18 protein-coding genes, 3 tRNA genes and 1 pseudogene are annotated in these 25099 nt (G+C 72.9%); 10 read left to right on the top strand and 12 right to left on the bottom strand.

Going from position 1 to position 25099, the window contains the following annotated elements; translation table 11 throughout:
- Positions 1-125 precede the first annotated feature (125 nt).
- Positions 126-332, bottom strand: coding sequence for a hypothetical protein (locus AC0B9F_RS29595; protein WP_472007703.1), 207 nt, complete (start codon positions 330-332; stop codon positions 126-128).
- 336 nt (positions 333-668) lie between these two features.
- On the opposite strand from AC0B9F_RS29595, the pseudogene AC0B9F_RS29590 reads away from it, so the two are divergent.
- Positions 669-1400, top strand: a pseudogene (locus tag AC0B9F_RS29590) (site-specific integrase); the annotation flags it as partial.
- A gap of 78 nt (positions 1401-1478) precedes the next feature.
- On the opposite strand, the gene AC0B9F_RS29585 reads toward AC0B9F_RS29590, so the two are convergent.
- Positions 1479-1551, bottom strand: a tRNA-Arg gene (locus AC0B9F_RS29585).
- A gap of 215 nt (positions 1552-1766) precedes the next feature.
- Positions 1767-1857 (bottom strand) — tRNA-Ser (locus tag AC0B9F_RS29580).
- A gap of 159 nt (positions 1858-2016) precedes the next feature.
- On the opposite strand from AC0B9F_RS29580, the gene AC0B9F_RS29575 reads away from it, so the two are divergent.
- A complete protein-coding gene (locus tag AC0B9F_RS29575; protein WP_472007702.1) occupies positions 2017-2526 on the top strand; it encodes an SSI family serine proteinase inhibitor in 510 nt (169 codons plus the stop codon).
- A gap of 230 nt (positions 2527-2756) precedes the next feature.
- Positions 2757-7448: a PAS domain-containing protein gene (locus AC0B9F_RS29570; RefSeq protein ID WP_472007701.1), complete on the top strand. Its 4692-nt coding sequence runs from the start codon at positions 2757-2759 to the stop codon at positions 7446-7448.
- A 209-nt stretch (positions 7449-7657) separates the two neighbouring features.
- On the opposite strand, the gene AC0B9F_RS29565 is transcribed toward AC0B9F_RS29570, so the two are convergent.
- Positions 7658-8236, bottom strand: a complete 579-nt coding sequence (locus AC0B9F_RS29565; RefSeq protein ID WP_472007700.1) for a TetR/AcrR family transcriptional regulator — start codon at positions 8234-8236, stop codon at positions 7658-7660.
- A gap of 130 nt (positions 8237-8366) precedes the next feature.
- On the opposite strand from AC0B9F_RS29565, the gene AC0B9F_RS29560 reads away from it, so the two are divergent.
- The gene (locus AC0B9F_RS29560) at positions 8367-9656 is read left to right on the top strand and encodes an MFS transporter (RefSeq protein WP_472007698.1); all 1290 of its coding nucleotides are present in this window, start codon (positions 8367-8369) and stop codon (positions 9654-9656) included.
- Between the two features lie 128 nt (positions 9657-9784).
- Here the strand turns inward: AC0B9F_RS29560 and AC0B9F_RS29555 are convergent, their stop codons facing one another.
- From AC0B9F_RS29555 to AC0B9F_RS29545, 3 genes are all read right to left on the bottom strand, one after another.
- Positions 9785-11440, bottom strand: a complete 1656-nt coding sequence (locus tag AC0B9F_RS29555; RefSeq protein ID WP_472007696.1) for a long-chain fatty acid--CoA ligase — start codon at positions 11438-11440, stop codon at positions 9785-9787.
- A 145-nt stretch (positions 11441-11585) separates the two neighbouring features.
- Positions 11586-12134: a SigE family RNA polymerase sigma factor gene (locus AC0B9F_RS29550; RefSeq protein ID WP_472007694.1), complete on the bottom strand. Its 549-nt coding sequence runs from the start codon at positions 12132-12134 to the stop codon at positions 11586-11588.
- A 511-nt stretch (positions 12135-12645) separates the two neighbouring features.
- Positions 12646-12972: a hypothetical protein gene (locus tag AC0B9F_RS29545; protein WP_361637974.1), complete on the bottom strand. Its 327-nt coding sequence runs from the start codon at positions 12970-12972 to the stop codon at positions 12646-12648.
- Between the two features lie 380 nt (positions 12973-13352).
- Between AC0B9F_RS29545 and AC0B9F_RS29540 the strand changes: the two genes are divergently transcribed.
- On the top strand, positions 13353-14222 hold the full coding sequence (locus AC0B9F_RS29540; protein ID WP_472007693.1) for a bifunctional DNA primase/polymerase: 870 nt from the start codon (positions 13353-13355) through the stop codon (positions 14220-14222).
- 129 nt (positions 14223-14351) lie between these two features.
- On the opposite strand, the gene AC0B9F_RS29535 is transcribed toward AC0B9F_RS29540, so the two are convergent.
- A tRNA-Ser gene (locus AC0B9F_RS29535) sits at positions 14352-14438 on the bottom strand.
- A gap of 61 nt (positions 14439-14499) precedes the next feature.
- Positions 14500-16086: a S1C family serine protease gene (locus AC0B9F_RS29530; protein WP_472007692.1), complete on the bottom strand. Its 1587-nt coding sequence runs from the start codon at positions 16084-16086 to the stop codon at positions 14500-14502.
- Positions 16087-16368: 282 nt separating this feature from the next.
- On the opposite strand from AC0B9F_RS29530, the gene AC0B9F_RS29525 reads away from it, so the two are divergent.
- The 3 genes from AC0B9F_RS29525 to AC0B9F_RS29515 all read left to right on the top strand — a co-directional run bounded on the left by AC0B9F_RS29525 (position 16369) and on the right by AC0B9F_RS29515 (position 19135).
- Positions 16369-17196, top strand: coding sequence for a glycerophosphodiester phosphodiesterase (locus tag AC0B9F_RS29525; RefSeq protein ID WP_472007690.1), 828 nt, complete (start codon positions 16369-16371; stop codon positions 17194-17196).
- A gap of 183 nt (positions 17197-17379) precedes the next feature.
- Positions 17380-18018, top strand: coding sequence for an ATP-binding protein (locus AC0B9F_RS29520; protein ID WP_472007688.1), 639 nt, complete (start codon positions 17380-17382; stop codon positions 18016-18018).
- A gap of 127 nt (positions 18019-18145) precedes the next feature.
- Positions 18146-19135 (top strand): DUF5926 family protein, encoded by a 990-nt coding sequence (locus tag AC0B9F_RS29515; RefSeq protein ID WP_472007686.1) that lies wholly within the window; start codon positions 18146-18148, stop codon positions 19133-19135.
- Positions 19136-19380: 245 nt separating this feature from the next.
- Here the strand turns inward: AC0B9F_RS29515 and AC0B9F_RS29510 are convergent, their stop codons facing one another.
- Positions 19381-19986, bottom strand: coding sequence for a hypothetical protein (locus tag AC0B9F_RS29510; RefSeq protein WP_472007684.1), 606 nt, complete (start codon positions 19984-19986; stop codon positions 19381-19383).
- Between the two features lie 56 nt (positions 19987-20042).
- Positions 20043-20708 (bottom strand): bifunctional DNA primase/polymerase, encoded by a 666-nt coding sequence (locus AC0B9F_RS29505; protein WP_472007682.1) that lies wholly within the window; start codon positions 20706-20708, stop codon positions 20043-20045.
- 652 nt (positions 20709-21360) lie between these two features.
- On the opposite strand from AC0B9F_RS29505, the gene AC0B9F_RS29500 reads away from it, so the two are divergent.
- On the top strand, positions 21361-22731 hold the full coding sequence (locus AC0B9F_RS29500) for a PP2C family protein-serine/threonine phosphatase (protein ID WP_472007681.1): 1371 nt from the start codon (positions 21361-21363) through the stop codon (positions 22729-22731).
- A 123-nt stretch (positions 22732-22854) separates the two neighbouring features.
- The gene (locus AC0B9F_RS29495) at positions 22855-24348 is read left to right on the top strand and encodes an aminopeptidase P family protein (RefSeq protein ID WP_472007679.1); all 1494 of its coding nucleotides are present in this window, start codon (positions 22855-22857) and stop codon (positions 24346-24348) included.
- A gap of 128 nt (positions 24349-24476) precedes the next feature.
- Here the strand turns inward: AC0B9F_RS29495 and AC0B9F_RS29490 are convergent, their stop codons facing one another.
- Complete coding sequence (locus AC0B9F_RS29490; protein ID WP_472007678.1) at positions 24477-24923, bottom strand: ATP-binding protein; 447 nt, start codon at positions 24921-24923, stop codon at positions 24477-24479.
- Between the last annotated feature and the right edge of the window lie 176 nt (positions 24924-25099).

Genomic DNA, 25099 nt, shown 5'->3' with positions numbered 1-25099 from the left:
GGATCTGGCCTCATCCTTATCAGGTCGATCACGGCCAGCTGCCGACGCTGGCGAACGTGTGCTGTGCCTCGGCCGGTCGGTCGCTGAGGTTCGGCCTCGACCGCTGTCGTTCGCGGCTGTTGGTGTCAGCCACTGATGTCAGGAGCAGAGGCGCTCTTGTCACGGGTCCACGGTGCCAACGCATGCCCATAACGGACAGCATTGAGTGCGAGCCCCGTGGCCAGGAAGCCTCGTGTGATCGCGTCGTCTTCGGTGATCAGGAAGATGAGAAGCGGCAGCACGAACACCAGGTGCCAGTGCGGGTGATTCCACCGGCTGTTTTTGTCTGCCATCTCGCCCCCTCAAAGCGGCACCCTAGCGCCAGCCGGCGAGCGATCGCAGTCCGCCTGACCTCAGCCCACCACCCTCCCCAGCTCCCATCCCGTCCGCCGTCGACCCACACGTGTGTAGAGCGGGCGTGGTCCATGGCGTCCAGGTGGAGCGCGTCACTGTACGAACGGCCTGGATGCCATGGGCCGCGTCTCGGCTTTGCCTGGGTCGACGGTGGACGGGATGGGAGCTCCCCGCGCACGCCACATCGGACTCGCGATATGCGGTGATCGGCTCATGGCCGTCGGCCCTGTCCACACGTGGGCGCGCGCCGGCGGAGCCCGAGCGCAGCCGGGTGCCTTGATGAGATCGTGAAGCCGAATCTCGCACCCCTGACATACGCGACCTACGAGGGGCCGGTGCGGCTCTACATCAAATCCGCACCTCGGCTCGAAGCGGCTCGACAAGCTGACTGCAACGCTGCTGTGCCGTAGGCGAGTGCTGCGCTCACGCACGCTGTCACCGAGGAGGAGATCGGCAAGAACGTCGCCTCTCTCGTTAAGGTCCCTAAGCCCAGGCGCCGAAGGATCAAGCCCTGGTCGGTCGCCGAAGCGGGCCGATTCTTCGCTGACTGCGCCGCCCGCGACGATCACCTCTTCGCGGCCTGGATGCTCGTGCTCTGCCTCCGCCTGCGACGCGGTGAGGTCATGGGGCTTACCTGGAAGTCCGTGGACTTAGGCAGGGGCGAGATCTACGTGGACCACCAGATCCAGCGGGCCGGGCGACAGATCCTGCACCGGGAGACGAGGATCGAGGAGTCCGACGACGCACTCCCTTCGAGCCTGGGAATCTCACCCGGATGTTCGCCCTCCGGGCTCGCCGCGCCGGTGTCCGCATGATCCCACTCCGAAACACCCGGCACACGTGCAGCTCGCTCCTGGTCGCACGAAAGGTCCACCCGAAGGCCGCCCAGCGAATCCTTCGGCACTCCCAGATCGCCGTGACGATGGAGGTCTACGCCGAAGCGAGCGAGGAGGAAGTGCGGGCTGGCGATCGGCAAGCTGTCCGATGCCATGGGCGGTAGCGGGTGATGCCGTTGCTGTACTTCGCTGGCTGCACGCCCCCGAAACGCCGAAGGCCCCGGAGTGATCCGGGGCCTTCGTCCTGTGTGCACTCGGCAGGATTCGAACCTGCAACCTTCTGATCCGTAGTCAGATGCTCTATCCGTTAAGCTACGAGTGCTTGTTCTTTTGTTTTGTCCCCGGTCCCGTTCCTTTCGGCCCGCTCGCGGCGACAGGAAGAACATTACATGACTGCCGCCGTCATGTGAAATCCGTTAGCCAGACCATGCCTGACCTGCGAAAACGGTCAATGGGCGGGATCAGCTGAGGGGGAGCGCGGCGCTCGGGAACGACGAAGCCCCGGTCCTTGTGGACCGGGGCTTCGGTGATCGAGCGCGGAGGCGGAGGGATTTGAACCCTCGATGGGCTTTAAGGCCCAAACCGCATTAGCAGTGCGGCGCCATAGACCGGACTAGGCGACGCCTCCAGCACAGCCGCCCGCGCGAGCGCGAGTGGTGCGTGCAGATGATGACACAGTCGAGCGTCGTGTCACCAATCGGCTCCCACGGTACTAGGCAGGCAGGCCGGAGGGCAAAGGGCTTACGCCGCGGCGAAACGTCCCGTCGCGTGGAGCGTTAGGCAGGTCATGTCTCACGTCATGACCCAGCCCGCGCCCGGCCTGCTGCGCCGCGTCCTCGTCCTCGCCGCCGTCTGCGCCGCCGCCGGCTCCCTGTCGGCGGCGCCCTCCGTCGCGTACCCGCGAAGCGGCGGCTCGGGCAGCGGCTCGTTCATGCCGCCGCCCGTGCGGGACGAGGACCGGCCCGCGAGCGGCGATCACCTCGTCGTCACCGTCCAGGGCGCCGGCCAGGGGTGGGACGGGACGTACGAGGTGTTCTGCCACCCCGACGGCGGCACCCACCCGGACGCCGCCGGCGCCTGCCAGGCCCTGGACCGCAACACGCGGTGGGGCAGGGAAACCTTCGCGCCCGTGCCCGAGGGCACCATGTGCACCATGCAGTACGGCGGGCCGGCGACGGCCCATGTGACCGGCACGTGGGCCGGACGCCCGGTCGACGCGCGGTTCGACCGCGGCGACGGATGCGAGATCGGGCGGTGGGACCGTTTCGTGCCGCTGCTGCCCGACCTGCGCGACTGACACGCCGCAGACACGCGGCAGACACGACACACCCACGCGACTCACGCAGGAGTGCGCAGGTCCCGGCGGCCGCCGTCACGAGAGCGCCGCCGGGCCGTTCGGGCAACCGGTTCATCCGGCATCGCAGCCGCAACGGCTCCCCGTAGACTCCCCGGCGTGACACGCCGCGGGCCGGTTGGCAAGATGGCCCGAGCGGTCGGCAAGGTGCGGTAACAGGGAGGAAGCGTCTCGTGAGCAGCAGGCCATCCCGAGGCGCTGCTCGCCTCGCAGCCATACTGGACGCGCTGCCCGACGCGTTGGTCCTGGTCAACGCCAACGGCACCGTCGTCAACGCCAACACCATCGCGCTGGAGGCGTTCGAGACCCCGGGCACCGCCCTCGTCGGGCGTGGGCTGCTCGATCTGCTGCCCGGCTTCGACTCCAAGCTCATCCCCGGCTCGATGCGCCGGCCCGACCACATCGACCCGCGGGCGCGGACCAAGCCGACGCGGATGATGGCCCGGCGCACCGACGGCACCGAGTTCCCGGTCGAGGTCACCAGCGCGAATCTGGAGAACGGCCAGCAGGCCTACGACGGTTACGGCTACACCGGCGACGAGCTGCTGATGCTCGTCGTGCGCGACCTGTCCGGGACGATCGACACCGAGGCGGAGCTGGCGCGCTCGCAGCGGCAGACCGAGATGATCCTGCGGGCCGCCTCCGAGGGTGTCGTCGGCACGGACACCGACGGGCGGATCGTGCTCGTCAACCCGGCCGCCGCGCAGATCCTCGGGTACCGGGCCAGCGACCTCGGGGGCAAGGCACTGCACGACCTCGTGCTGCACTCGCGCGCCGACGGCACGCCGTTCCCGTACGACGAGTCCCCGCTCGCCGACACCCTGCGCTCCGGGCGCAAGCACCGGGTGCGCGGGCAGGTGCTGTGGTCCAAGGGCGGGGAGCAGGTCTCGGTCGACCTGACCACGGCGCCGGTGCGCGACGGCGACCAGCTCGTCGGCGCGGTCATGACCTTCTCCGACCGTCGGCCGTACGAGGCCCTGGTGGAGGCGAAGGCGGCGCTGGAGAAGGCGCACGCCGAGGAGCTGGAGCGGCTCTCCGAGGAGCACGCCTCCGACCTGACGGCGCTGCGCCAGAGCCACGTCACGGAACTGGAGGAGCTGCGCGAGAAGCACGCCGAGGAGCTGGCGGCCGGCGAGGAACGTTACGCCGCCCTCGGGGAGCGCGAGAAGGATCGTTACGAGGCGCTCCACGCGCGCTACGACCAGCTGGCGACCCTGCTCGGCGCGTCCCTGCGCGGGCCGCTGGACGAGTTGCGCCGTGAACTGTCCGCGCTCGCCGCGGACGACGCCGGCCAGCTGTGGCCCGAGGCCAACCAGGTGCTCCACCACCTCAGCGCCGGCTACGCGCGGATCACCACCCTCATCGACAACGTCCTCGGCTACCAGCGGCTCGACGCCTCGGGGCAGCAGATCACGCGGACCAAGGTCATGCTCGACGCCGTCGTCGCCTCCGGGGTCGAGGGGGCCGTGGAGCTGATCGGCCCGGGCCGGGTGCAGTTCGCGGTGCACGCGCCGCCCATCGAGGCCGAGGTCGACCCGCACCTGCTGGCGACCGCGCTGGCGCATCTCGTCGCGGACGTCGCCGGCGTCGACGCCACCGGCAACGCGCCCGTGTCGACGGGCGGTTACATGGACAACACCGTCGTCGTCGCGGCGGCGCAGCGCGGCGAAGTCGCGCGGATCGAGGTGCGCGGACCGTACGCCGGGGGTGACCCGGTGCACGAGCCGATCGTGCGCGGGATCGTGCGCGCCCACGGCGGCGTACTGCAGACGCACGAAGTGCCGGGCATGAGCGGCAGCGCGTACGTCCTCGAGGTGCCGCTCGGCGGCGGCGCCGGGGCCGTCACGGCCGCCGGGCCGGGCGCCCAGATCGCGGTCGCGGGGCCCGTCCCCGATGAGGTCCCGGCCGACGACCACACCTCCGGTGGCGGGCGGCGGCGGGCCCGGCGTTCGTCGACCGACGCGTTCCTGGAACTCGAGGGCGCCGAGGAGCCGTCCGGCTCGGCCGGCGACGGCTCGGGCGGTACCGGGCGGCGGCGCCGGCGTGCGGTCGCGCCGCAGGAGGAGACGCCGGCTGCGGGCGCGGCCCTGGAGCTCGCCGGTGGCGGCACCGGGCGGCGACGCCGCGCAGCCGCGACGCAGGACGCGACGGACGGCCCGGCCGAGGGCGCCGTGATGACCGCCGACGAGCACGCGGCGGGGACCGCTGCCGTGGGCACCGGCCTGGGCGGGACCGTGCCGCCGCAGGGCGTGCCCGCGCCGTCCGGCCGCCGCGCCCGGCGCCCCGCCGACGTCGAGCAGAACGCCCTGCCGCCCGCGCTGCCCGCGTCCAGCGGGAACGCGGAGGACTCCGGGAACTCCGGGGACGCCGCGCAGCCCACCGGGCGGCGACGCCGTGCCCTCGCGGCCGCGCAGGAACGCGCCGCCGCGCAGGAGGCCGCGCCGCGCACCGTCTTCGCCCTTCCGCCGGCCGGCCCCGACCGCCCGGCCGACGCCGGTCCCGACGCCTCCGTCCAGGCACCCGGCGCTCCGGTGGCCGGGTCTGACGCGCCGGTCGTCGGGGCTCAGCCGGGTGCGGCGCGGGTCCTGCCGGTACCCGGGCCCGCCGTGCCCGCGGACGTCCTCATCGCCCACGGCCGCCACGAGGGCGCGCCGCACGGCGACTCCGGCGACCACACGCCGCCGCAGCCGCACCCGACGACCGCACCGACCGGCCGACGCCGCCGCGCGGCCAGCCAGCCCGAGCAGGGTGGGGCTGGGGTGGCAGCCGGTGCCGTTGCGGGTGACGGGGCCGCCTCCGACGCTCCGGTGACTCCCGTATCCGGTGGGGGCTCCGTGGCTGGTGTGGGTGGTGTGGCGACGAGCGGTACGGCAGCCACGCCGACCCCGCCGCCTCCCGTCGCCCCGGCACCACCGACCCCTGTCGCGCCCGCCGGCCGGCCCAGCGCTCCGGACGCGGCCGCGCAGCCGCTCACGGCACCGGCCTCCCCTGGGCAGCCGGACACCGGCGGGGCGGTCGCCGGCCGGCCGACCCCCGGTCAGTCCGCCGGTGCCGCACCGGCACAGCCCGTCCCCCCGCACGGCCTTCCGCACCCGCACCCCGTGCCTGGCGCCGCCCAGCCGCTCCCCGCCGAGTCCGCACCCGGCCGGAGCACCCCGCCGCAGGGCACCCCCGCCCCGCAGCAGTGGCCGGCCGCCGACGCCACGCCGGGCACCGGGACCGCTGTACCCCCGGCAGGATCCCTCGCTGTGCCCCCGGCGGGCCCCGCCACCGCACCCCCGGCCGGGCCCACCGCCGTACCCCCGCACCCGACCGGACCGCTGCCCACCCCCGGCGCGGCCCCGGTGCCGCCGAGCGCGGCGAACCCGGGCGCCCCCGTGCCCCCGGCGGGCCCCGCCACCGCACCCCCGGCCGGGCCCACACCCGTACCGCCGGCCCGGCCCACCGCCGTACCTCCCACGGGCTCCCCGACCCCTCCCACGGGCGTCCCCACACCGCCCACGGCCTCCGCGACCCCTCCCGCCGGAACCCCCGCCTCCCGGGCCGCGCAGCCGTTGCCCGCCGAGGCTCCCGGGCTGGTGGATCCGAACTCCACGCAGGGCCGGGCGATCAGCGTGCGCACGCTCGGGCAGGGCGTGCCGTTCACCCGGCAGGCCGCCCAGGCGCAGGCGCCGGGGGCCGCTCAGCCCGTGCGTCCCGGGACGGCCACCCCGCCGCCGCACGCACCCGGGGGCGGCGGACGGCGCCGCAAGCTCGGCACGCCGCCCGATCCCGCCACGCGCGCCGGAGCCGCCGAGCAGACGGCCCGTCCGCATCCGTCGGCGAATCCGTCGGCGCCCGCCACACCCCCGCTGCCCGGAGCATCCGGCGCGCCCGGAACACCCGGCGCACCCGTTCAGCGCCCCGCGCCCACCGGTCCCAACGGGCCCGCGGGCGGCCCCGGCGGTCCCGGCAGCCCCGTGCCGCAGCCGTCTCTGCCCGGGCAGGCGCGGCTGGTGCCGCCGGGCACCGAGGGCGTCGGACGGTCGTACGCCATAGGGGCGCCGGACGAGAACGCCGCCGAGGGTCCCGAGCCGCTGGACGGTCCGGGCGGCGCGGTGGAGGTCGCGGACGCGCCCCCGCCGCGGCCGATGGACGACGAACTGCCGCCGGAACCGCTGGACAACCCGCGCCGGCTGCTGGTGTGGCCCGCGCCGGACATGAGCACTCAGCAGGCGCTCAGCGACCGCGGCTACCGGCCGGTGATCGTGCACTCGCGCGAGGAGGTCGACGCGCAGATCGCGGCGTTCCCCGCCGCGCTGTTCGTGGACCCGCTGACCGGGCCGATCACCCGCACCGCGCTGCAGCAGCTGCGGCAGGCCGCCGTGGCCGCCGAGGTGCCGGTGATGGTGACCGCCGGTCTCGGGCAGGCCTCGCGGGAGGCGGCGTACGGCGCCGACCCGGCCGTCCTGCTGAAGGCGCTCGCGCCCCGGGACAGTGAGCAGCACCCGCCGCGCGTGATGCTGATCGAGGAGCACGCGGAGATCGCGCTGGCGCTGACCGCGACGCTGGAGCGGCGCGGGATGCAGGTCGCGCGGGCCGCGAGCGACGCGGACGCGGTGGCGCTGGCGGGGCAGTTCCGGCCGAACCTGGTCGTGATGGACCTGATGCAGGTGCACCGGCGACGGGCCGGGATCGTGGACTGGCTGCGTGCGAACGGGCAGCTGAACCGCACCCCGCTGGTCGTCTACACGGCCGCCGTCGACCAGGCCGACCTGCCGCGGCTGGCGTCCGGCGAGACGGTGCTGTTCCTGGCGGAGCGGTCCACCAGCACGGAGGTCCAGACGCGGATCGTCGACCTGCTGGCCCGCATCGGGACGAACTAGCTCACGGCTCGGTACGACGTAGCCGGTTCGCGGCGCGGTACGGCGTGGCTGGTTCAGGGCGCGGTACGACGTAGCCGGTTCGCGGCGCGGTACGACGTAGCCGGTTCGCGGCGCGGTACGACGTAGCCGGTTCACGGCGCGGTACGACGTAGCCGGTTCACGGCGCGGTACGACGTAGCCGGTTCACGGCGCGGTACGACGTAGCCGGTTCACGGCGCGATCAGCCTGCGCGCCGCCTCTTTCACCGAGGCGCGCAGGCGGGCGCGGTCGGGGCCGTCGGCGCCTACGAGGATGCGGCTCATCTGCGGGACGACGGTGACCCAGTTCGCCATGGCGATGAGCAGGAACAGCAGGTCGGCGGGCGGGAGAGCGTCGCTGATCACGCCGCGTTCCTGACCGTCGCGCATGGCGGCGACCTTGGCGGCGTAGTGGTCCTGGCGCTCGGCCTCGTCGGGCAGTTCGGCGTGGCCGTACTCGATGCCCTCCCAGTAGAGCAGGCGCAGCAGTTCGGGGTGGGCGGCGTGGTAGTCCATGAGGCGGTCCAGCCAGCCCTCGATGTCGTCCGGGTCGACGGGCACGGCGGCGGCGAGGTCGACCATGGAACGGCCGAGGACCTGCGAGAACAGCTCCGCCTTGTTGCCGAAGTAGGCATAGATCAGCTGCTTGTTGGCCTTCGCCTCGCTCGCGATGCGGTCGATGCGGGCGCCCGCGATGCCGTGCCGGGCGAACTCGGCGACGGCTGCCTCGTAGATGCGGGCCTTGGTGGCCTCCGGGTCCCTTGCTGCCATGTCCGACAGGGTAGCCCCTCAAGTAACCAACTGTTTGGTTGACAGGGAATCGAGCAGGCCTCCAGACTGTTCACCCACCATCCAACCAACCAGTTAGTTGTGAGAGCCGGCTCGAAGGAGTTCCCTCCCGATGTCCTCGTCTCCCGTGTCCGCGGCCTCCGCGTCCTCTACCTCCACGTCTTCTACCTCCGCGTCCTCTACTACCGCGTCCGCGGCTTCCGCGTCCCCGGCGCCCGCCGCCGCCCCTCGCCCCGTGGGGCGCGACGCAGGCCCCCGTACCCCGTCCTCCGCGCTCTTCCTGATCCTCATCGCCGTCTGCACCGCGGTCACGGCCGCCAACATCTACCTCGCCGCGCCGCTGCTTCCGCTCATCGCCCGTGACTTCGGCTCCACGCCCCCGGCGATCGCCTGGATCGCCTCCGTCGCCCAGCTCGGCTACGCCGTCGGCCTGCTGTTCTTCGCCCCGCTGGGCGACACCGCCAACCGGCGCCGCCTGGTCACCGCCCTCACCGTCGTCACCACCCTCGCGCTGGTCGCCGGAGCCGTCGCGCCCGGCACCGGCGCGCTCGCGGGCGCGGTGTTCGTCGCCTCCGCGGCGACCGTGATCCCGCAGCTGCTGGTGCCGCTGGTCGCCGAACGGGCGCCCGCCGACCGCCGCGCGTTCCACGTCGCCGCCGTCATCGCGGGCCTGTTCACGGGCATCGTCGCCGCCCGCGTGGTCGGCAGTCTGGCCGGGCAGGCGTTCGGCTGGCGCTGGGTGTTCGCGGGCTCGGGCGTCCTCACGCTCGCGCTGGGCCTGGCGACCGCGGTGTTCCTGCCGACGACCCGGAAGGGCGGCGCCGGCTTCCTCGCCGGGATCGCGGCCCTGCCGGGTCTCGTGCGCCACTCGCCCGACCTGTGGCGGGCATGCGTGCGGCAGGCGGGGATGTTCGGGGCGTGGAGCGCCCTGTGGACCTCGCTGGCGCTGCTGCTGACCGGCCCCGTCTACGGCCTGTCGACCGCGACGGCCGGACTGTTCGGCCTCTTCGGCCTCGCCGCCAGCGTGGTCGCGCCGCTGGCGGGCGGCCTGGTCGACCGGTTCGGCGCGGCGAAGGTCGTCCGTACGGCGTACCTGGTCGCCGCGGTGTCGGTGCCGCTCTTCTGGCTCGGCGGCCACGTCATCGCCGCGCTCTTCGCGGCCGCCATCGCGATCCACGCCGCCCTGGTCGCCTCCCACGTCGCCAACCAGACGCTGGCGCTGACCACCACGACCACCCCGGCCGCCGCGAACACCGCCTACGTCGTCAGCGGCTTCGCGGGCGGCGCCCTCGCCTCGGCCCTGGCGGGGCCGGCCTTCGGTCACTTCGGCTGGGGCGGGGTGTGCGTGGTGGCGGCGGCCTGGCTGCTCATCGGCTGGGGCGCCACGGCCGTACGTCGCTGAGGGGCGACGGTGCCGACCGCCCCGGGACGGCACCAGGCTGTGCGTGCTGCTCGGCCGGAGGGCACGGCACCGTCGTACACCGGTGACGACCCGTTCCCTCGCCGAGCCGAGCGCGCCGCGCCGCGGTGTCAGAGCTGGGTGATGTCCAGCTCGCCCTGCGCGTACTTCCGGCGGAGCACCTTCTTGTCGAACTTGCCGACGCTTGTCTTCGGCACCGTCTCGACGATGGTCCAGCGCTCCGGAAGCTGCCACTTGGCGATGTGGCCCTCCTCCGCGAGGAAGGCGCGCAGGGACTCGAAGTCGGCCGTCGCACCCTCCCGGAGGACGACCGTGGCCAGCGGGCGCTCACCCCACTTGTCGTCGGGGACGGCCACGACGGCGGCCTCCGCGACGTCCGGGTGGGACATGAGCGCGTTCTCCAGCTCGACCGAGGAGATCCACTCACCGCCGGACTTGATGACGTCCTTGGCCCGGTCGGTGAGGGTCAGGAAGCCGTCGGGTGAGATGGTGCCGACGTCGCCGGTCTTCAGCCAGCCGTCCTCGCTGAACTTGTCGGCGGGGCGCAGCGGTTCGGCGTCGGGGCCGTTGTAGTACGCGCCGGCGATCCACGGGCCGCGCACCTCCAGCTCGCCCGCCGACTCGCCGTCCCAGGGCAGGCGCTCCCCGCCAGGACCGGTGAGCCGGGCCTCGACGGAGGCGGGGAAGCGGCCCTGGGTGAGGCGGTAGCCGAACTCCTCGTCGGTGCCGACCGCGTGGGCCGGCGGGCGGGCCACCGTGCCGAGCGGGGAGGTCTCCGTCATGCCCCAGGCGTGGCAGACCCGCATGCCCAGCTGGTCGAAGGCCTCCATGAGGGAGGGCGGGCAGGCCGAGCCGCCGATGGTGACCTGGTGCAGGGACGACACGTCACGCGGCCTGGCGTGCAGTTCGGCGAGCAGGCCCTGCCAGATGGTCGGGACGGCGGCCGCGTGGGTCGGCTTCTCGCTCTCGATCATCTCGGCGAGCGGAGCCGGCTGGAGGAAGCGGTCCGGCATGAGCAGGTTGACGCCGGTCATGAAGGTGGCGTGCGGCAGGCCCCAGGCGTTCACATGGAACTGGGGCACGACCACCAGGGAGGTGTCCTGGTCCGTCAGGCCCATCGACTGGGCCATGTTCACCTGCAGGGAGTGCAGGTAGATCGAACGGTGGCTGTAGACGACGCCCTTGGGGTCGCCCGTGGTGCCGGAGGTGTAGCACATCGCGGCGGCCTGCCGCTCGTCCAGCTCCGGCCAGTCGTACGCCGTCGGCTTCCCGGCGAGCAGCTCCTCGTACTCGTGGACCTGGGCGGTGGCGTCCGCGAGCAGCGTGCGGTCGCCCGGGCCGGTGACCACGATGTGCTCGACGGTCTTCAGGTGCGGCAGCAGCGGGGCCAGCAGCGGCAGCAGGGAACCGTTGACCACGACGACCTTGTCCGCGGCGTGGCCGACGATCCAGGTCAGCTGCTCGGCCGGCAGACGCAGGTTGAGCGTGTGCAGGACCGCGCCCATCGACGGGATGGCGAAGTAGGCCTCGACGTGCTCGGCGTTGTTCCACATCAGGGTGGCCACGCGGTCGTCGTCGCGTACGCCCAGGTCCTCGCGCAGGGCGTGCGCCAGTTGGGCGGCGCGGGCGCCGATCTCGGCGTAGGAGCGGCGCTGCGGTGCGCCCTCCCCCGTCCAGGTGATCACCTGCGAGGTGCCGTGGACGGTCGACCCGTGGGTCAGGATCCTCGAGATCAGCAGCGGTACGTCCTGCATCGTGCTCTGCACGGCGTCCTCCCGGGCGACGTCGCCTACGCGGTGGTAACGGTTGCGCTGATTCTGCGCACATACCACTTGGTATGTCACTAGGCGGCGGTGATCGATCACTGCGCCGTAGGTCACGGAACCGGTGTGAGCGACGACTCCGACCGGCTCAGCGCGCCGGTATCAGCTCCGGATCCTCCCGCAGCTTGCCCAGCGCCCGCGACACCGCCGACTTCACCGTCCCCACCGACACGCCGAGCACCTCCGCCGTCTGTGCCTCGCTGAGGTCTTCGTAGTACCTGAGGACCACCATCGCCCGCTGCCGCGCCGGAAGCTTCATGATCGCCCGCCACATCGCGTCGTGCAGCGCCTGCCGCTCGGCCGGGTCGTCGGCGTCGGGGCCGAGGTCGGGCTCGGGCAGCTCGTCCGTCGCGAACTCGTCGACCTTGCGCTTGCGCCACTGCGAGGTACGGGTGTTCACCAGCGCCCGGCGCACATAGCCGTCCAGCGCGCGGTGGTCCTCGATGCGCTCCCAGGCGACGTACGTCTTGGTGAGCGCGGTCTGCAGCAGGTCCTCCGCGTCGCTCGGGTTCGCGGTCAGCGAGCGGGCGGTACGCAGCAGCGCCGACTGGCGGGCCCGGACGTACGCCGAGAAGGACGTGTACGGCGGCGCCCACGTCGCGGCCGTCGAAGCGCTGGTGCAGACGGGTGTGGTCATGACTCCACGCTAGGAGCGCGGACCGTCGTCGCGGATCACCCGCAAGTCCCGAAGCGGAGTCCCCCTCAGGTTGTAGGGGTGGGGATCACCCCACCTCCCAGAGGTGGACCCACGGGTGGAGACGCCTGCGGGACAACCCCGAGGGTGCCCCGCGTTCCCGGCCCGGACCAGGGCCGATGCCGACACGGCGGTCCGCGCGGCCACCAGGGTGGGCGGCACGTCCGGCTATCGACCCCTGCTCGCCGCCTGCTCGCCGCCTGCGCGGCGGGATCCGCGCACAGGACCAACTCCAGGCTTGCGGACGCCTGCGCCCCCACACGCCTGCACGCCCACACGCCTGCGCGCCCACACGCCTGCGGACCCACAAACCTGCACGCCCACACGCCTGCCCACCCACACGCCTGCGCGGCGGTGCCGGAGCACCGCCGCGCTGACCTTGTGAACCACCCCACAGAGCACACCTCGGACGGGCGCCGAGGGGACCGGCGCCGGACGCGCCGGCCCCCTCAGCTCACCACCACAGCGGGGAGAAGCTGACAGCGACGTTCTCGTTGCCCTGGTTGACCGCGGTGAAGGCGGAGCCGTTCACCTGGGCGGTATTGCTCTGGTTGGAGGCGCCGGAGCCGATCGCCTGCTGCTGTGTGGTCGACGAGTTGCCGGTGTTGTGACCGCCGACGCCGCTGCCCACGATGCCCTGGACGGCGTTGGTGACGGCCGCGCTCGATCCGTCGTCCGCGATGGCGCCGTTGTCGGCCGTCGCGACGCCGGCGAAGAGTGCGGCGGCCAGCGGGAGGGCGGAGACAGCGGCGAGAACGCGGGCGGTACGGATGCTTGCCATGTGTGTTCCTCCATCAGGACCCACGCACCGGCCGGGCGGCCGGACACGCGTCAAGTACGGCTGATTACGGGGCAGTTGGCCGTCCGCCCCGAGGGTTGTGCACGACGTCGCGAGATCAGAGTTGCCCACCGAATCCCCGGCGAACCAGCCCGGAAGCCGTGATTCGCCCTCAAGCGTGATGACAAGTCGATAAACCCTTTCGCCACCCTTCATCGCCCCTTCCCTCACAGGTAGGACAGCTCGGGCAGGCCCACCCCAAGCACCCCAAGAGGTGAACCGTTCCGTCACTTTCCCGGCCATTCCGCCGGCCCACGGCGTGTCGCCCCTCCCGGCACAGGACCCCCCTTCCCATCCTCGAACATGCGTACGAAAATGAATCCATGGCCCCCACCGACCGGCAGGCCAGGACGCTGGCCCTCGCCCACGCGCTGTCAGCCGCCGAACGCGGCCTGGCCGTCATCCCCCTGTCCCGGACGAAACTCCCGGCCCTGCGCTCCCCGCACCGCGACGACCCCGCGAGCACCCCGCCCTGCCACGGCGAGTGCGGCCGCTTCGGCCACGGCGTGTACGACGCCTCCACCGACCCCGGGCGCATCCGCGCACTGTTCGCCGCCGCGCCCTGGGCCACCGGTTACGGCATCGCCTGCGGACTGCGCCCGCACCACCTGATCGGCATCGACCTCGACACCAAGACCGGCACGGACTCCACCACCGCCCTGCGCGAACTGGCCCTGCGCCACCTGTTCACGATCCCGCCGACGGTCGTCGTCCTGACCCCCTCCGGCGGCCGCCACCTCTGGCTCACAGGCCCCCCGGACACCGCCGTCCCCAACTCCGCGAGCCGCCTCGCCCCCGGCATCGACATCCGCGGCGCCGGCGGCTACCTGGTCGGCCCCGGCTCCCGCACCGAGCACGGCGAGTACACCGTCTCGCCCGGCAGCGCCCACCTCACCCCGGCGCCCTGCCCGCCGTCGCTGCTGCGTCTGCTGCTGCCGCCCCCACGCACCGGCCACCCGCCCCACCGGCCGGCGGACACGCACGGCCAGGGCCTGATCCACTTCGTCCTCGCCGCCCACCAGGGCCAGCGCAACACCCGCCTGTTCTGGGCCGCCTGCCGCGCCTACGAGAACGGCCTCGGCCCCACCCTGCTGACCCCCCTGCTCGACGCGGCCCGCACCACGGGCCTGACCGACCACGAAGCCAGAGCAACGATCGCCTCAGCGGCCCGCCTGACGGGCCATGCGCCGTGAGGACACCGGACCGGGCGAAGCAGTGGGGACGGGGGAGCACGGGAGCACCGGGCGGCCGCAGAGGCGGTGCCAAGCGAACGACCCCCGACCGAATACCCAGGTCAGGGGCCGTAGTTACTGCTCTTCGCGCGGAGGCGGTGGGATTTGAACCCACGGTGACATCGCTGCCACGACGGTTTTCAAGACCGTTCCCTTAGGCCGCTCGGGCACGCCTCCCCGCGCCGTCCGGTGGGGCGGCGCGGGACAAGACTAACGGGTCGGCCGGGCCGTGGGCGGGTCAGCTGTCGCCGACGCGGGAGCCCAGGGTCAGTTCGACCGTGTGGGACTTGCCGTCGCGCTCGTAGGTGATCGTCACCTTGTCGCCGGGCTTGTGGGTCCAGATCTCGCCGATCAGGGTGGGCCCGGAGTCGATCACCCGGTCGTCCAGCTTGGTGATCACGTCGCCCGCCTTGAGGCCGGCCTTGGCGGCGGGGCCGCCCGGCTCCACCGACGAGGCACCGCCCGCGCCCTGCGAGGTGATCGTCGCGCCGCCGCTGGAGTCCTCCAGGGAGACCGACGCGCCGATCTTGGCGTACACCGGCTTGCCCGTCTTGATCAGCTGCTGCGCGACGTACTTCGCCTGGTTGACCGGGATGGCGAAGCCCAGGCCGATCGAGCCGGACTGACCGGAGCCGCCGAGGCCGCCGCTGCCGGTGGACTGGATCGCGGAGTTGATGCCGATGACGTTGCCGGCCGCGTCCAGCAGCGGGCCGCCGGAGTTGCCCGGGTTGATCGAGGCGTCCGTCTGCAGGGCGCTCATGTACGACGACTGGCTGCCGGAGCCGTCGCTGGAGGCCACCGGGCGGTTCTTGGCGCTGATGATGCCGGTCGTCACCGTGTTGGACAGGCCGAAGGGCGCGCCGATCGCGATGGTGGCGTCGCCGACCGCGACCTGGTCGGAGTTGCCCAGGGGGAGCGGCTTCAGGTCCGACGGCGCGTTCTTGAGCTTGATGACGGCGACGTCGTAGCCCTGCGCGTGGCCCACCACCTCGGCGTCGTACTTCTTGCCGTCCGGGAAGGTCGCCGTCAGCTTGCCGCCGTTCACGGCGTCGGCCACGACGTGGTTGTTGGTGACGATGTGGCCCTGGGTGTCGAAGACGAAACCTGTGCCGGTGCCGCCCTCGCCGTTGGTGGACTCGGCCTGGATGGTGACCGTGCTCGGCAGTGCCTTGGCGGCCACCCCCGCGACCGTGCCGGGGTCGCGCTTGACGTCGCCGCCGCTGGTGGCCGCGGAGACGGTGGTGGAACCGGTGCTGTCGTTGTCCTTGGCCAGCGTGTAGCCGAGGCCGCCGCCCAGGCCGCCGGCGACCAGCGCGGCCACCAGGATCGCGGCGAGCATGCCGCCGCGGCCGGACTTCTGCTTCGGGGAGGACTGCGGCGGGTACGGCGCGCCCCAGCCGTGTCCGGCCGCCGCGTCACCGCCGCCGCCACCGGCTCCAGCTCCGGCTCCGGCGTACGCCGGGGTGGCGGGGGGCGGGGGCGGCCAGCCGGCCTCCGGGGCGGATGCGGTGGTGCCGGGGTGCGGTGCGGTGGTGGCGGGGTGGGATGCGGTGGTGCCGGGGTGGGATGCGGTGGTGCCGGGGTGCAGTGCGGCATCGGCGGGGGGCGCCAGCGGTGCCGCCTGGGGCGCCTGCGCCGGGGGCTGCTCCGAAGACGCGGCGGCTCCCGTCGGCGGCTGCTCCGGGCGCGCCGGGACCGGGTTCGCCGGCGCGTCGCCCTGGGGGGCCGGCGCGGGCGGCTGGGCCGAGGCTGCGGGAGATTCCACCGGCACAGGAGGTGCAGACGGGGCCGGGGGTACCTCAGTGCCCTCGTTCTCGGTGCTCACAGCTCTTCTCCTCGATCCACGGCTGTCGTTGTCGGTCACAGGTCACAGGTCACAGGCTTGGGACACACGCGGGGCCGCTGTGCATGTGCATTTGTATGCCGTCAGCTTTTCCCACGAGCCGTCAGGGGGCCATAAGCGGCGGCTGTGGGTTCCCGGCAACCCTTTGACCACCCTTTATATAGGACCTGTCAGACTAAAGGTGTGTATTACCGATACGCTTACCGTGCTTTCACCGCGCCCGCGGGTCCCCCACCTACCCCGTCCCGGTGGCACCATGACGCGGTGACCCACGCACGACCGCACCCCATCCAAGTCGTCGCCCACCGCGGGGCTTCCGAGGACGCGCCGGAACACACGCTCGCCGCCTACCGCAAGGCCATCGAGGACGGCGCGGACGCCCTCGAGTGCGACGTCCGGCTGACCGCCGACGGACACCTCGTCTGCGTACACGACCGCCGCGTCAACCGTACGTCCAACGGCCGCGGCGCGGTCTCCGCCCTGGAGCTCGCCGATCTGGCCGCGCTGGACTTCGGCTCCTGGAAGACGCGCGAGGCCTGGCGCGGGCGGGACGAGGAGCCGGACTGGGAGTTCCGTCCCGAGGACCGCGAGGCGACGTCCGTACTGACCCTGGAACGGCTGCTGGGGCTCGTCGCCGACGCCGGGCGGCGCGTGGAACTGGCCATCGAGACCAAGCACCCCACGCGCTGGGCCGGACAGGTCGAGGAGCGCCTGCTGCACCTGCTCAAGCGGTACGGGCTGGACGCGCCGGCCTCGCCCGAGGAGTCGCGCGTGCGCGTGATGAGCTTCTCGGCACGCTCGCTGCACCGCGTGCGTGCCGCCTCGCCGACGCTGCCGACGGTGTATCTGATGCAGTTCGTCTCGCCCCGGTTGCGCGACGGGCGGCTGCCGGCGGGCGTCGGGATCGCGGGCCCCTCGATCCGGATCGTGCGCGCTCATCCCGGGTATGTGGAGCGGCTGAAGCAGGCCGGCCGTCAGGTGCACGTGTGGACGGTGAACGAGCCGGAGGACGTGGAGCTGTGCACCCGCCTCGGCGTGGACGCCATCATCACCAACCGCCCGCGCGCGGTACTGAGCCAATTGGGACGCTGATCCGCCGGAGCCGCTCATCGTTGTCACAGCTGTCACGCCTGCCTCAGTCACGGCTGTCACGCGCACCTCTTGACCCTCACGCGCTTACTGCTTCATCCTCCCTTCTCGGCCACACCGAAGAATTCCAGCCACTTGATTACGGGGAGTGCTCCGGCGCGTTCGGTCCGTGTTCGACCGCGGTGAATGCGTCCACGGACGATGATTGGCCGGTTTCCGGTACAGGCCAATGGGGCAAACACACCGTGGCGTGGGGTGAAGGAGGTCTCGGGGGTGGCGTTGGTGGTGGCACAGGAGGTGCCCACGTCGTCGAGCATGGCCGTACCCCATGGCCCTGCGGGCGTGGGGAAGGCACGGCACCGGATGCGTGACCAGTTGCGCAGCAGCGGTGTCGCCGAATCGGTCGTCGACGATGCCGTACTGATCCTTTCGGAACTCTTGAGCAATGCGTGCAAACACGGCCGGCCCCTGGGCGACGCGCTCGCCGGGGACGGCGACGTGCGGGCCGCGTGGCGGGTGGACCCGAGCGGCCGGCTCCTGGTCGAGGTGACCGACGGCGGCGGACCGACCCGTCCGGCCCCGGCCACGCCCTCGGTGACCGCGCACGGCGGCCGCGGCCTGAACATCATCACCGCGCTGGCCGACGACTGGGGCGTACGGGACGGCGTACGCGGCGAGGTCACGGTGTGGGTCGTCGTCCACGACGACGTGCACGACCCGGACGCCGGGCGCCGGCGCGAGGACTTCGCCACCCGCGTGGGCGCCCCGTCGGTCGCGGCGATGGCCGATCTCGACTTCGCGGACGCCTTCGACGACCTCGGCTGAGAACGCACGGGACCGCGGCACACCCCCACCCGCCCCGCGCCGCGTTGTCCACAGGTCGGCGCCGGTCCGGGCGTGAACGGCTAGGCTCGCGCCGTACCAGACGAGCCGTATCCGGGAGACACCCACCATGGCCAAGAAGCGACCCCAGACGAAGGCCGCGCGCCCTCAGTCGAGCGACGGGGCCCGCGCCGCAGGCGCCGATGAGCAGGTGCCGGTTGTCGGCGCCCGTGAGCCCTGCCCCTGCGGCAGCGGCCGGCGCTACAAGGCCTGCCACGGCCGGGCCGCCGCGCAGGCGGTGACCGAGCTGGTGCAGCGCCCGTTCGAGGGGCTGCCCGGGGAGTGCGACTGGGTGGCGCTGCGCGAGCTGGTCCCGGCGGCCACCGTCGAGCTGCCCCTGAAGGACGCCCTGCCCGAGGGCGTTCCGTCGGTCACGCTGGCCACGGTGCTGCCGATGGCCTGGCCCGCGCTGCGCCGCGACGACGGCTCGGTCCTGCTCGGTCTGCAGAACGACACGGCGTCCGGTGACATCAGCCGCGATCTGGCCGACACGCTGCTGCGTGCCCTTCAGGCGGAGCCGGGCACGCCGGTGCAGGGCCGCCGCGCACCGGCCGAGGGGCCGCGGCTGCAGGACCTGCTCGACGCGAAGGGCGCGTTCGAGCCGGTGGTGCACAGCGGCTTCGAGTTCTGGGTGCCGGACGCGGAGAACGCCACGCCGGAGGTCGCCGCCTCCCTGGAGCGGGCGAACGCCGCGGCGATCCCGACCGTGCGGCTGACCGGTGTGGACGCGGCGTACTGGTGCGAGACCCCGGACAAGAACCATCTGCGCTGGGTCATGCCGCATCCGGAGGAGCGGCTTCTGGACGCGTTGGCGCGGCTGCACGCGGCGGGCGGTTCCAGCCTCGGCGAGGGCACGCGTCTGGTCGGTTCCTTCCGTGCCCACGGTCTGACCGTTCCGGTGTGGGACCTGCCGACGCCGGTCACCGCGGCGGACGTGGAGAAGCCGGCCGCCGAGTTCGCCGAGCGCCTGGCCGAGGCGCTGGCGGTGCAGGAGCCGCTGACCGCGCAGGAGCGCCGGGCCCGCGGCGGGTTGACCAACCGGCAGGTCACGCTGAGTTGACGCCGTCACCCCACCCGGGGTGACGCCCGTCACAGCTCACGGGGGCGGCCGGGCCTCACGGATGTCCGATTGGCCCGGTCGCGGCTCGTCGGCGGATGTCCGAATACCCCAGGGAAACACGAGATCGAATTTGCTTGGAGCCGATCTCTTGTTACGGTCTCAGTAGCCCGGTTGCTGGTGCATCCCCCGTCGCCAGCAACCGGGTCTTTCCATACGCGACGCCGTGCACCGTCCGGCGTCGGTCGTCAACTCCCCGCTTCCTGCGGCGAGTTGCTCCCGGTGCGCAGCAGCAGCGAGCCGCCTCCCCCCGCCCGTGCGAACTCCGCGACCGCCGTGTAGGCGTCCGGCGCACCATGCGTGGGCTGCCGGGGCGTCTCGCAGGTCCCCGGCTCGTCCTCGGCTCCCACCGGGCAGCGCAGTTGCACCGTGCGGCCCCCCGGCCCCATCAGGCTCAGCACCGACTCCAGGGCCCGGCCGGTGGTGTTGCGGTAGTAGGTGCGCGCCCAGGTCTGCGCGCCCTGGGTCAGCACGCAGGTCTGGGCCTCGATGCCGTCGGGCGAGGAGACCTCGGGGCCACAGCGGGCGGCGGTGGCCATGCCGAGGCCGAGCAGAAGCGGGGACCGGGTGGGCGTGGCCGGCGGCGACTGCCGCTCGGGGGCGCCGGTGCGAGCGGAGGAGCCGGAGGCGTGGGCACCGGTGGCTTTCTCGTCGTCGTAGGTGGCACCGGCGTACGACGGTGACCGCACGACCGAGTGTTCCGCGTCGCCCACGCCGCCCGCGGACGCCACGGCCAGCGGCAGGGCGACCGCGCACACCACGACGCCCGCGAGGGCTGCAAGGCGGAGGTTCATGAAAGGGACGATAACGACAGCGGGCGGGCGTACGGATCCGGTCGCGTCCGACACCCTTACAACTCGGGCGCGCTCACACCCGTACGAGTGAGGGCGTCGACCACCGCGTCCACCACGGCCTCGACGTCCGGCACCCAGGGGGAGGCCGAGCCGGGCAGCGGGGCGCGCTCCCAGCGGACGGGGCCGCGGCCGGTCCCGGAGGGCGGCAGGGCGACGTAGCCGCCCTCGCCGTGGAAGCGCAGCGAGCCGGGCACGAAGTCCTTGGCGTACAGCAGGTCGCCCAACTGCTCCATGGAGTAGGGGCGGACGAGGATCGACCAGCGGGTTTCCGAGGCGATCACCGGTCCGAGGCGCAGGCCGTCGCGGTCGAGGGCGGCGAGCGCACGGGCGGCCGGCAGGGCGGGCAGGCTCACCGCGCAGGGGGCGCTGCCGCCGGTGGCGAGGATGATCGGCGCGGTCGGCCGGTTGGTCCACCACCAGCGGACCATGCGCTCGTCGGTGGTGGCCGCGAGCAGGCCGGGGTCGAAGGGATGCGCGCCGGGCACCGTGCACTCCGGGTCGGGGCAGGCGCAGCGGGAGCGCCCCTCGGGGTCGGCCGCCACACCGGGCAGCACGGGCCACCCCCACTGGGTGGCGAACGTCAGGGCCGCGCCGATCGACTCAGACTTCCCGCCCCTGAGCCGGGACAGGAGGCTGCGTCGCCTTCCGAGGATCTCGCGCATGAGCGCTCGTTCCTTTCCGTTGCACGCCTGGCAACACCGAGGGTCATCACACCATGTGTCGATCTCTTCACTGTGCGTATCTGCTGGCGCATCACACCCCGGCCCGAACGCGTGGGGAACCCCTGTGGGCCGAGCTTCGGCGGCTTTCGTGCGGCCGCTGACGTCCATACCGCGTTCAGCACAAGCATGGGCGTGGCGTGGGGTGGCGAAGTGTGGCGTTTGCCGTTGCGCGTCGTTCGCTTCGCCTCCGCCGCGGGAGGATGGGGCTGGGTCGTCGGTGGCTAAGACGCCCGGTCCGGACACCAGGTTCCGGGTGGCCTCCACCACCCCGGCCCATACCGAGTACGTACCCCTCACGACCGTTGTGACGCTCCGTGGAGCAAGGCCAGTCGACCGCAATCACCCGATACCCGAGGCAGTTTTCAGCCAACTTCATTATTCCGCAAGGGGTTACCGGCGGGAGCCCCGCAAATCCCCTGAACACCACGGACACCAGTAATCCCAGCAGGACAATGCTGGACATCCCCTCACGAGTGCGTGTACATGTGGAGACACTGCTAGCGGCGCAGAAGACATGGGGGTTTGCGATGCTTTTCAGCAGTACGCACCGGTCGGAAAGCCGGTTGCCATGAACGCCCCTCATCCTCAGAAAGTGGCTGGAATCGATGCAGCGGTTCCGGCCCCCGCGCACACTGCCGCGCCCGCGCCCGCCTCGACGGGCACCGCACCGGTACCGCCGCCGCACGCCCCCGGTGCCCTGCTCCAGGACCGGCTCGCCGGCTGGGTCTCGGATCTGACCACCCTGCACGAACTCACCGAGCGCCTGGCCCGCACCGGCACCCTGAACGACGCCCTGCAGGAACTGCTGCGCGCCGGGGCCGCCCTGGTCGGCGCCCGGCGCGGACTCGTCGTCCTCGAACCGGCCGACGAGCAGGGCCCCGACACCACCATCGGTCTCGGTCTCGGCCGCGCCGATCTCGGCCACATCGAGACCGTGCCGCGCAGCGCCACCTCCTTCGGCCGCATCCTCGACGGACTGCCCGGCGGGGACCGGGAGATCACCGAGCCCGACCTGTTCGCCGGGGACGGCCTCGACCCGCGCCACCGCGAGGTCGCCGCCCGCCTCGGATACGCCGCCAGTTACGCCCTCCCCCTGTCCGCCGACGCCGCCGGCCGCCTCGGCGCCGCCGTCTGGCTGTACGACGAGCCGGCCGAACCGGTCGAGCGCCGGCGCCATCTGATCGGCCTGTACGTCCGCTACGCCGCCGAACACCTCGCCCGGCTGCTGGAGGTGGAGCGCACGCGCGCGTGCATGGCGACCATCGCCGAGGAGCTGCTGCCCTCCCGGCTCCCCCGCGTCGCCGGGGTCCAGCTCGCCGCCCGGCACCGCACCGGGCCGCGCGGCGGCGGCGACTGGTACGACGCGCTGCCGCTGCCGGACGCCGCCCTGGGCCTCGCGGTCGGCGCGGTCACCGGCTGCGGGCCGAGCGCCGTCGCCGCGATGGGCCGGCTGCGGGCGTCCCTGCGGGCGTACGCCGTGATGGAGGGCGAGGACCCGGTCGCCGTCCTGTCCGACCTGGAGCTGCTGCTGCGGCTCACCGAGCCCGCCCGCTCGGCCACCGCCCTGTTCGCGTACTGCGAGCCGGCCCTGCGCAAGATCACCCTCGCCGGGGCCGGGCACTGCCCGCCGCTGCTGGTCGGCCGCCGGCGCACCGAGTTCGTCGAGACGACCGTGTCCGCGCCGCTCGGCATGCTCGCCTGCTGGGAGGCGCCCAGCGTGGAGCTGCAGGCCGAGCCCGGGGAGACGGTGCTGCTCTACACCGACGGCCTGCTGCACCGTACCGGCGACCCGGTCGACCGCGCCTTCGCCCGGCTGCACGCGGCGGCCGCCGGGGTGCCGCGCTCGCTGCGGCACGATCCGGACGCGATCGTGGACCACGTACTGCGCACCGTCCTGCCGGACGGGCTGGACGCGGCCGATTCGGAGGAGGACGTGGTCCTGCTGGCGGCGCGGTTCGAATAGGCCACCGTGTAGGCCACCGTGTAGGTCACCCGTGTAGGTCACCCGTGTAATGGGTCGTAGCGCCCTGGGCCCCCTTCCGTACGACCGTACGATGGTGGGGGTCCAGTGCCGTACCCAAGGAGGATGACCGTGGCGGAGGAGCTTCCGACCGAGCCCGATATCGCTGCCACCGCAGCGGGCCCGGAGACCCCGGAGACCGACGAGCCGATCAAGCAGCGGAAGAACGGCCTGTACCCGGGCGTCTCCGACGAGCTGGCCGAGAACATGAAGTCCGGCTGGGCCGACACCGAGCTGCACGACCTGCGGCCGATCGCCCAGGCCGCCGAGACCGCCGCGCGGCGCGCGAAGCTGTCCGCCCGCTTCCCCGGCGAGCGCCTCGTCGTCCCCGCGGGCAACCTGAAGGTCCGCTCCAACGACACGGACTACCCCTTCCGCGCGTCCGTCGAGTACGCCTACCTCACCGGCAACCAGACCGAGGACGGCGTCCTCGTCATGGAGCCGCGCGGCGAGGGCCACGAGGCGACGCTCTACCTGCTGCCCCGCTCCGACCGTGACAACGGCGAGTTCTGGCTCTCCGGCCAGGGCGAGCTGTGGGTCGGCCGCCGCCACTCCCTGACGGAGTCCGAGAAGCTGTACGGCATCCCGGTCTCCGACGTCCGCGAGCTGACCGGCGCGCTGCGCGAGGCCACCGGCCCGGTCCGCGTCGTCCGCGGGCACGACGCCGGCATCGAGGAGGCGCTGACCGACAAGGTCACCGCCGAGCGCGACGAGGAGCTGCGCGTCTTCCTCTCCGAGGCCCGGCTGGTCAAGGACGACTTCGAGATCGGCGAGCTGCAGAAGGCCGTCGACTCGACGGTCCGCGGCTTCGAGGACGTCGTCAAGGTCCTGGACAAGGCCGAGGCCACCAGCGAGCGGTACATCGAGGGCACGTTCTTCCTGCGCGCCCGCGTCGAGGGCAACGACGTCGGCTACGGCACCATCGCCGCGGCCGGCCCGCACGCCTGCACCCTGCACTGGGTCCGCAACGACGGCCCGGTCCGCTCCGGCGACCTGCTGCTGCTGGACGCCGGTGTGGAGACGCACACGTACTACACCGCGGACGTCACGCGCACGCTTCCGGTCGGCGGCCGCTTCTCCGGCATCCAGAAGAAGATCTACGACGCCGTGTACGAGGCCCAGGAGGCCGGCATCGCGGCGGTCCGGCCGGGCGCCAAGTTCCGCGACTTCCACGACGCCGCGCAGCGCGTGCTCACCGCGAAGCTCGTCGAATGGGGGCTGGTGGAGGGCCCGGTGGAGCGGGTGCTGGAGCTCGGTCTGCAGCGCCGCTGGACCCTGCACGGCACCGGTCACATGCTCGGCATGGACGTCCACGACTGCGCCGCCGCCCGCACCGAGGCCTACGTCGACGGCACGCTGGAGCCCGGCATGGTCCTCACCGTCGAGCCGGGTCTGTACTTCCAGGCCGACGACCTGACGGTGCCCGAGGAGTACCGCGGCATCGGTGTCCGTATCGAGGACGACATCCTGGTCACCGAGGACGGCAACCGGAACCTCTCCGCCGCGCTGCCGCGCCGCTCGGACGAGGTGGAGTCCTGGATGGCGGGGCTCAAGGGCTGACGCGCCGGCCAGCGAGGGCGCGCCCCGGGGGTCGGACGGTGGTGTCGAACGGCGGGTGCCGGACGGCGGATGCCGGACGGCGGATGCCGGACGGCGGATGCCGGACGGCGGATGCCGGACGGCGGGTGTCAGACGGCCACCAGCGGTGCGTCCTCGCGCCATTTGAGGATCTTGTCGAAGCTCACCACCGCGCCGCCGCGTCCGGGCTTGTTGCCGACGTGGACGTGGTCGGCGAGCGCGCGGATGAGGAACAGGCCCCGGCCGTGCTCGGCGTCGTCGTGCGCGCGGCGGGGCAGTTCGGCGGCGGTGAAGCCCGGGCCCGCGTCGTCGACCTCGATGCGGCACCGCTCGCCGTCGAGATAGGCGGTGACGCGGTAGGCCCCCGCGCCCTCGCCGCGGCCGCGGCACCCGCCGTGCTCGACGGCGTTGGCGCAGGCCTCGCTCAGGGCGACGGACAGGTCGTGGGAGATGTCGGGGTCGACGCCCGCCGTCTCCATCGTGCCGAGCAGGAGGCGCCGGGCCAGGGGGACGCTCGCAGCTTCGCGCCGCAGTTGCAGAGACCACCAGATGCTCATGCTCCAGCCTCCTGGCCGCGGCTCGACATACCGATACGTATTGCCGCCCTCGCCGGGAAGTAAGCCAGGAATTGACGTGATGCCGCCCATTTGGGGGCTGCGCGGACGAAGTCAATCGGTGTATGTGGGACCTGAGTGCGCATTCGGCATCTTGCGGACCTGCCGTACGGCGGCGG

This window comes from Streptomyces sp. NPDC097129 (assembly GCF_055668065.1).
This window is presented reverse-complemented; position numbering and strand designations above follow the sequence as displayed.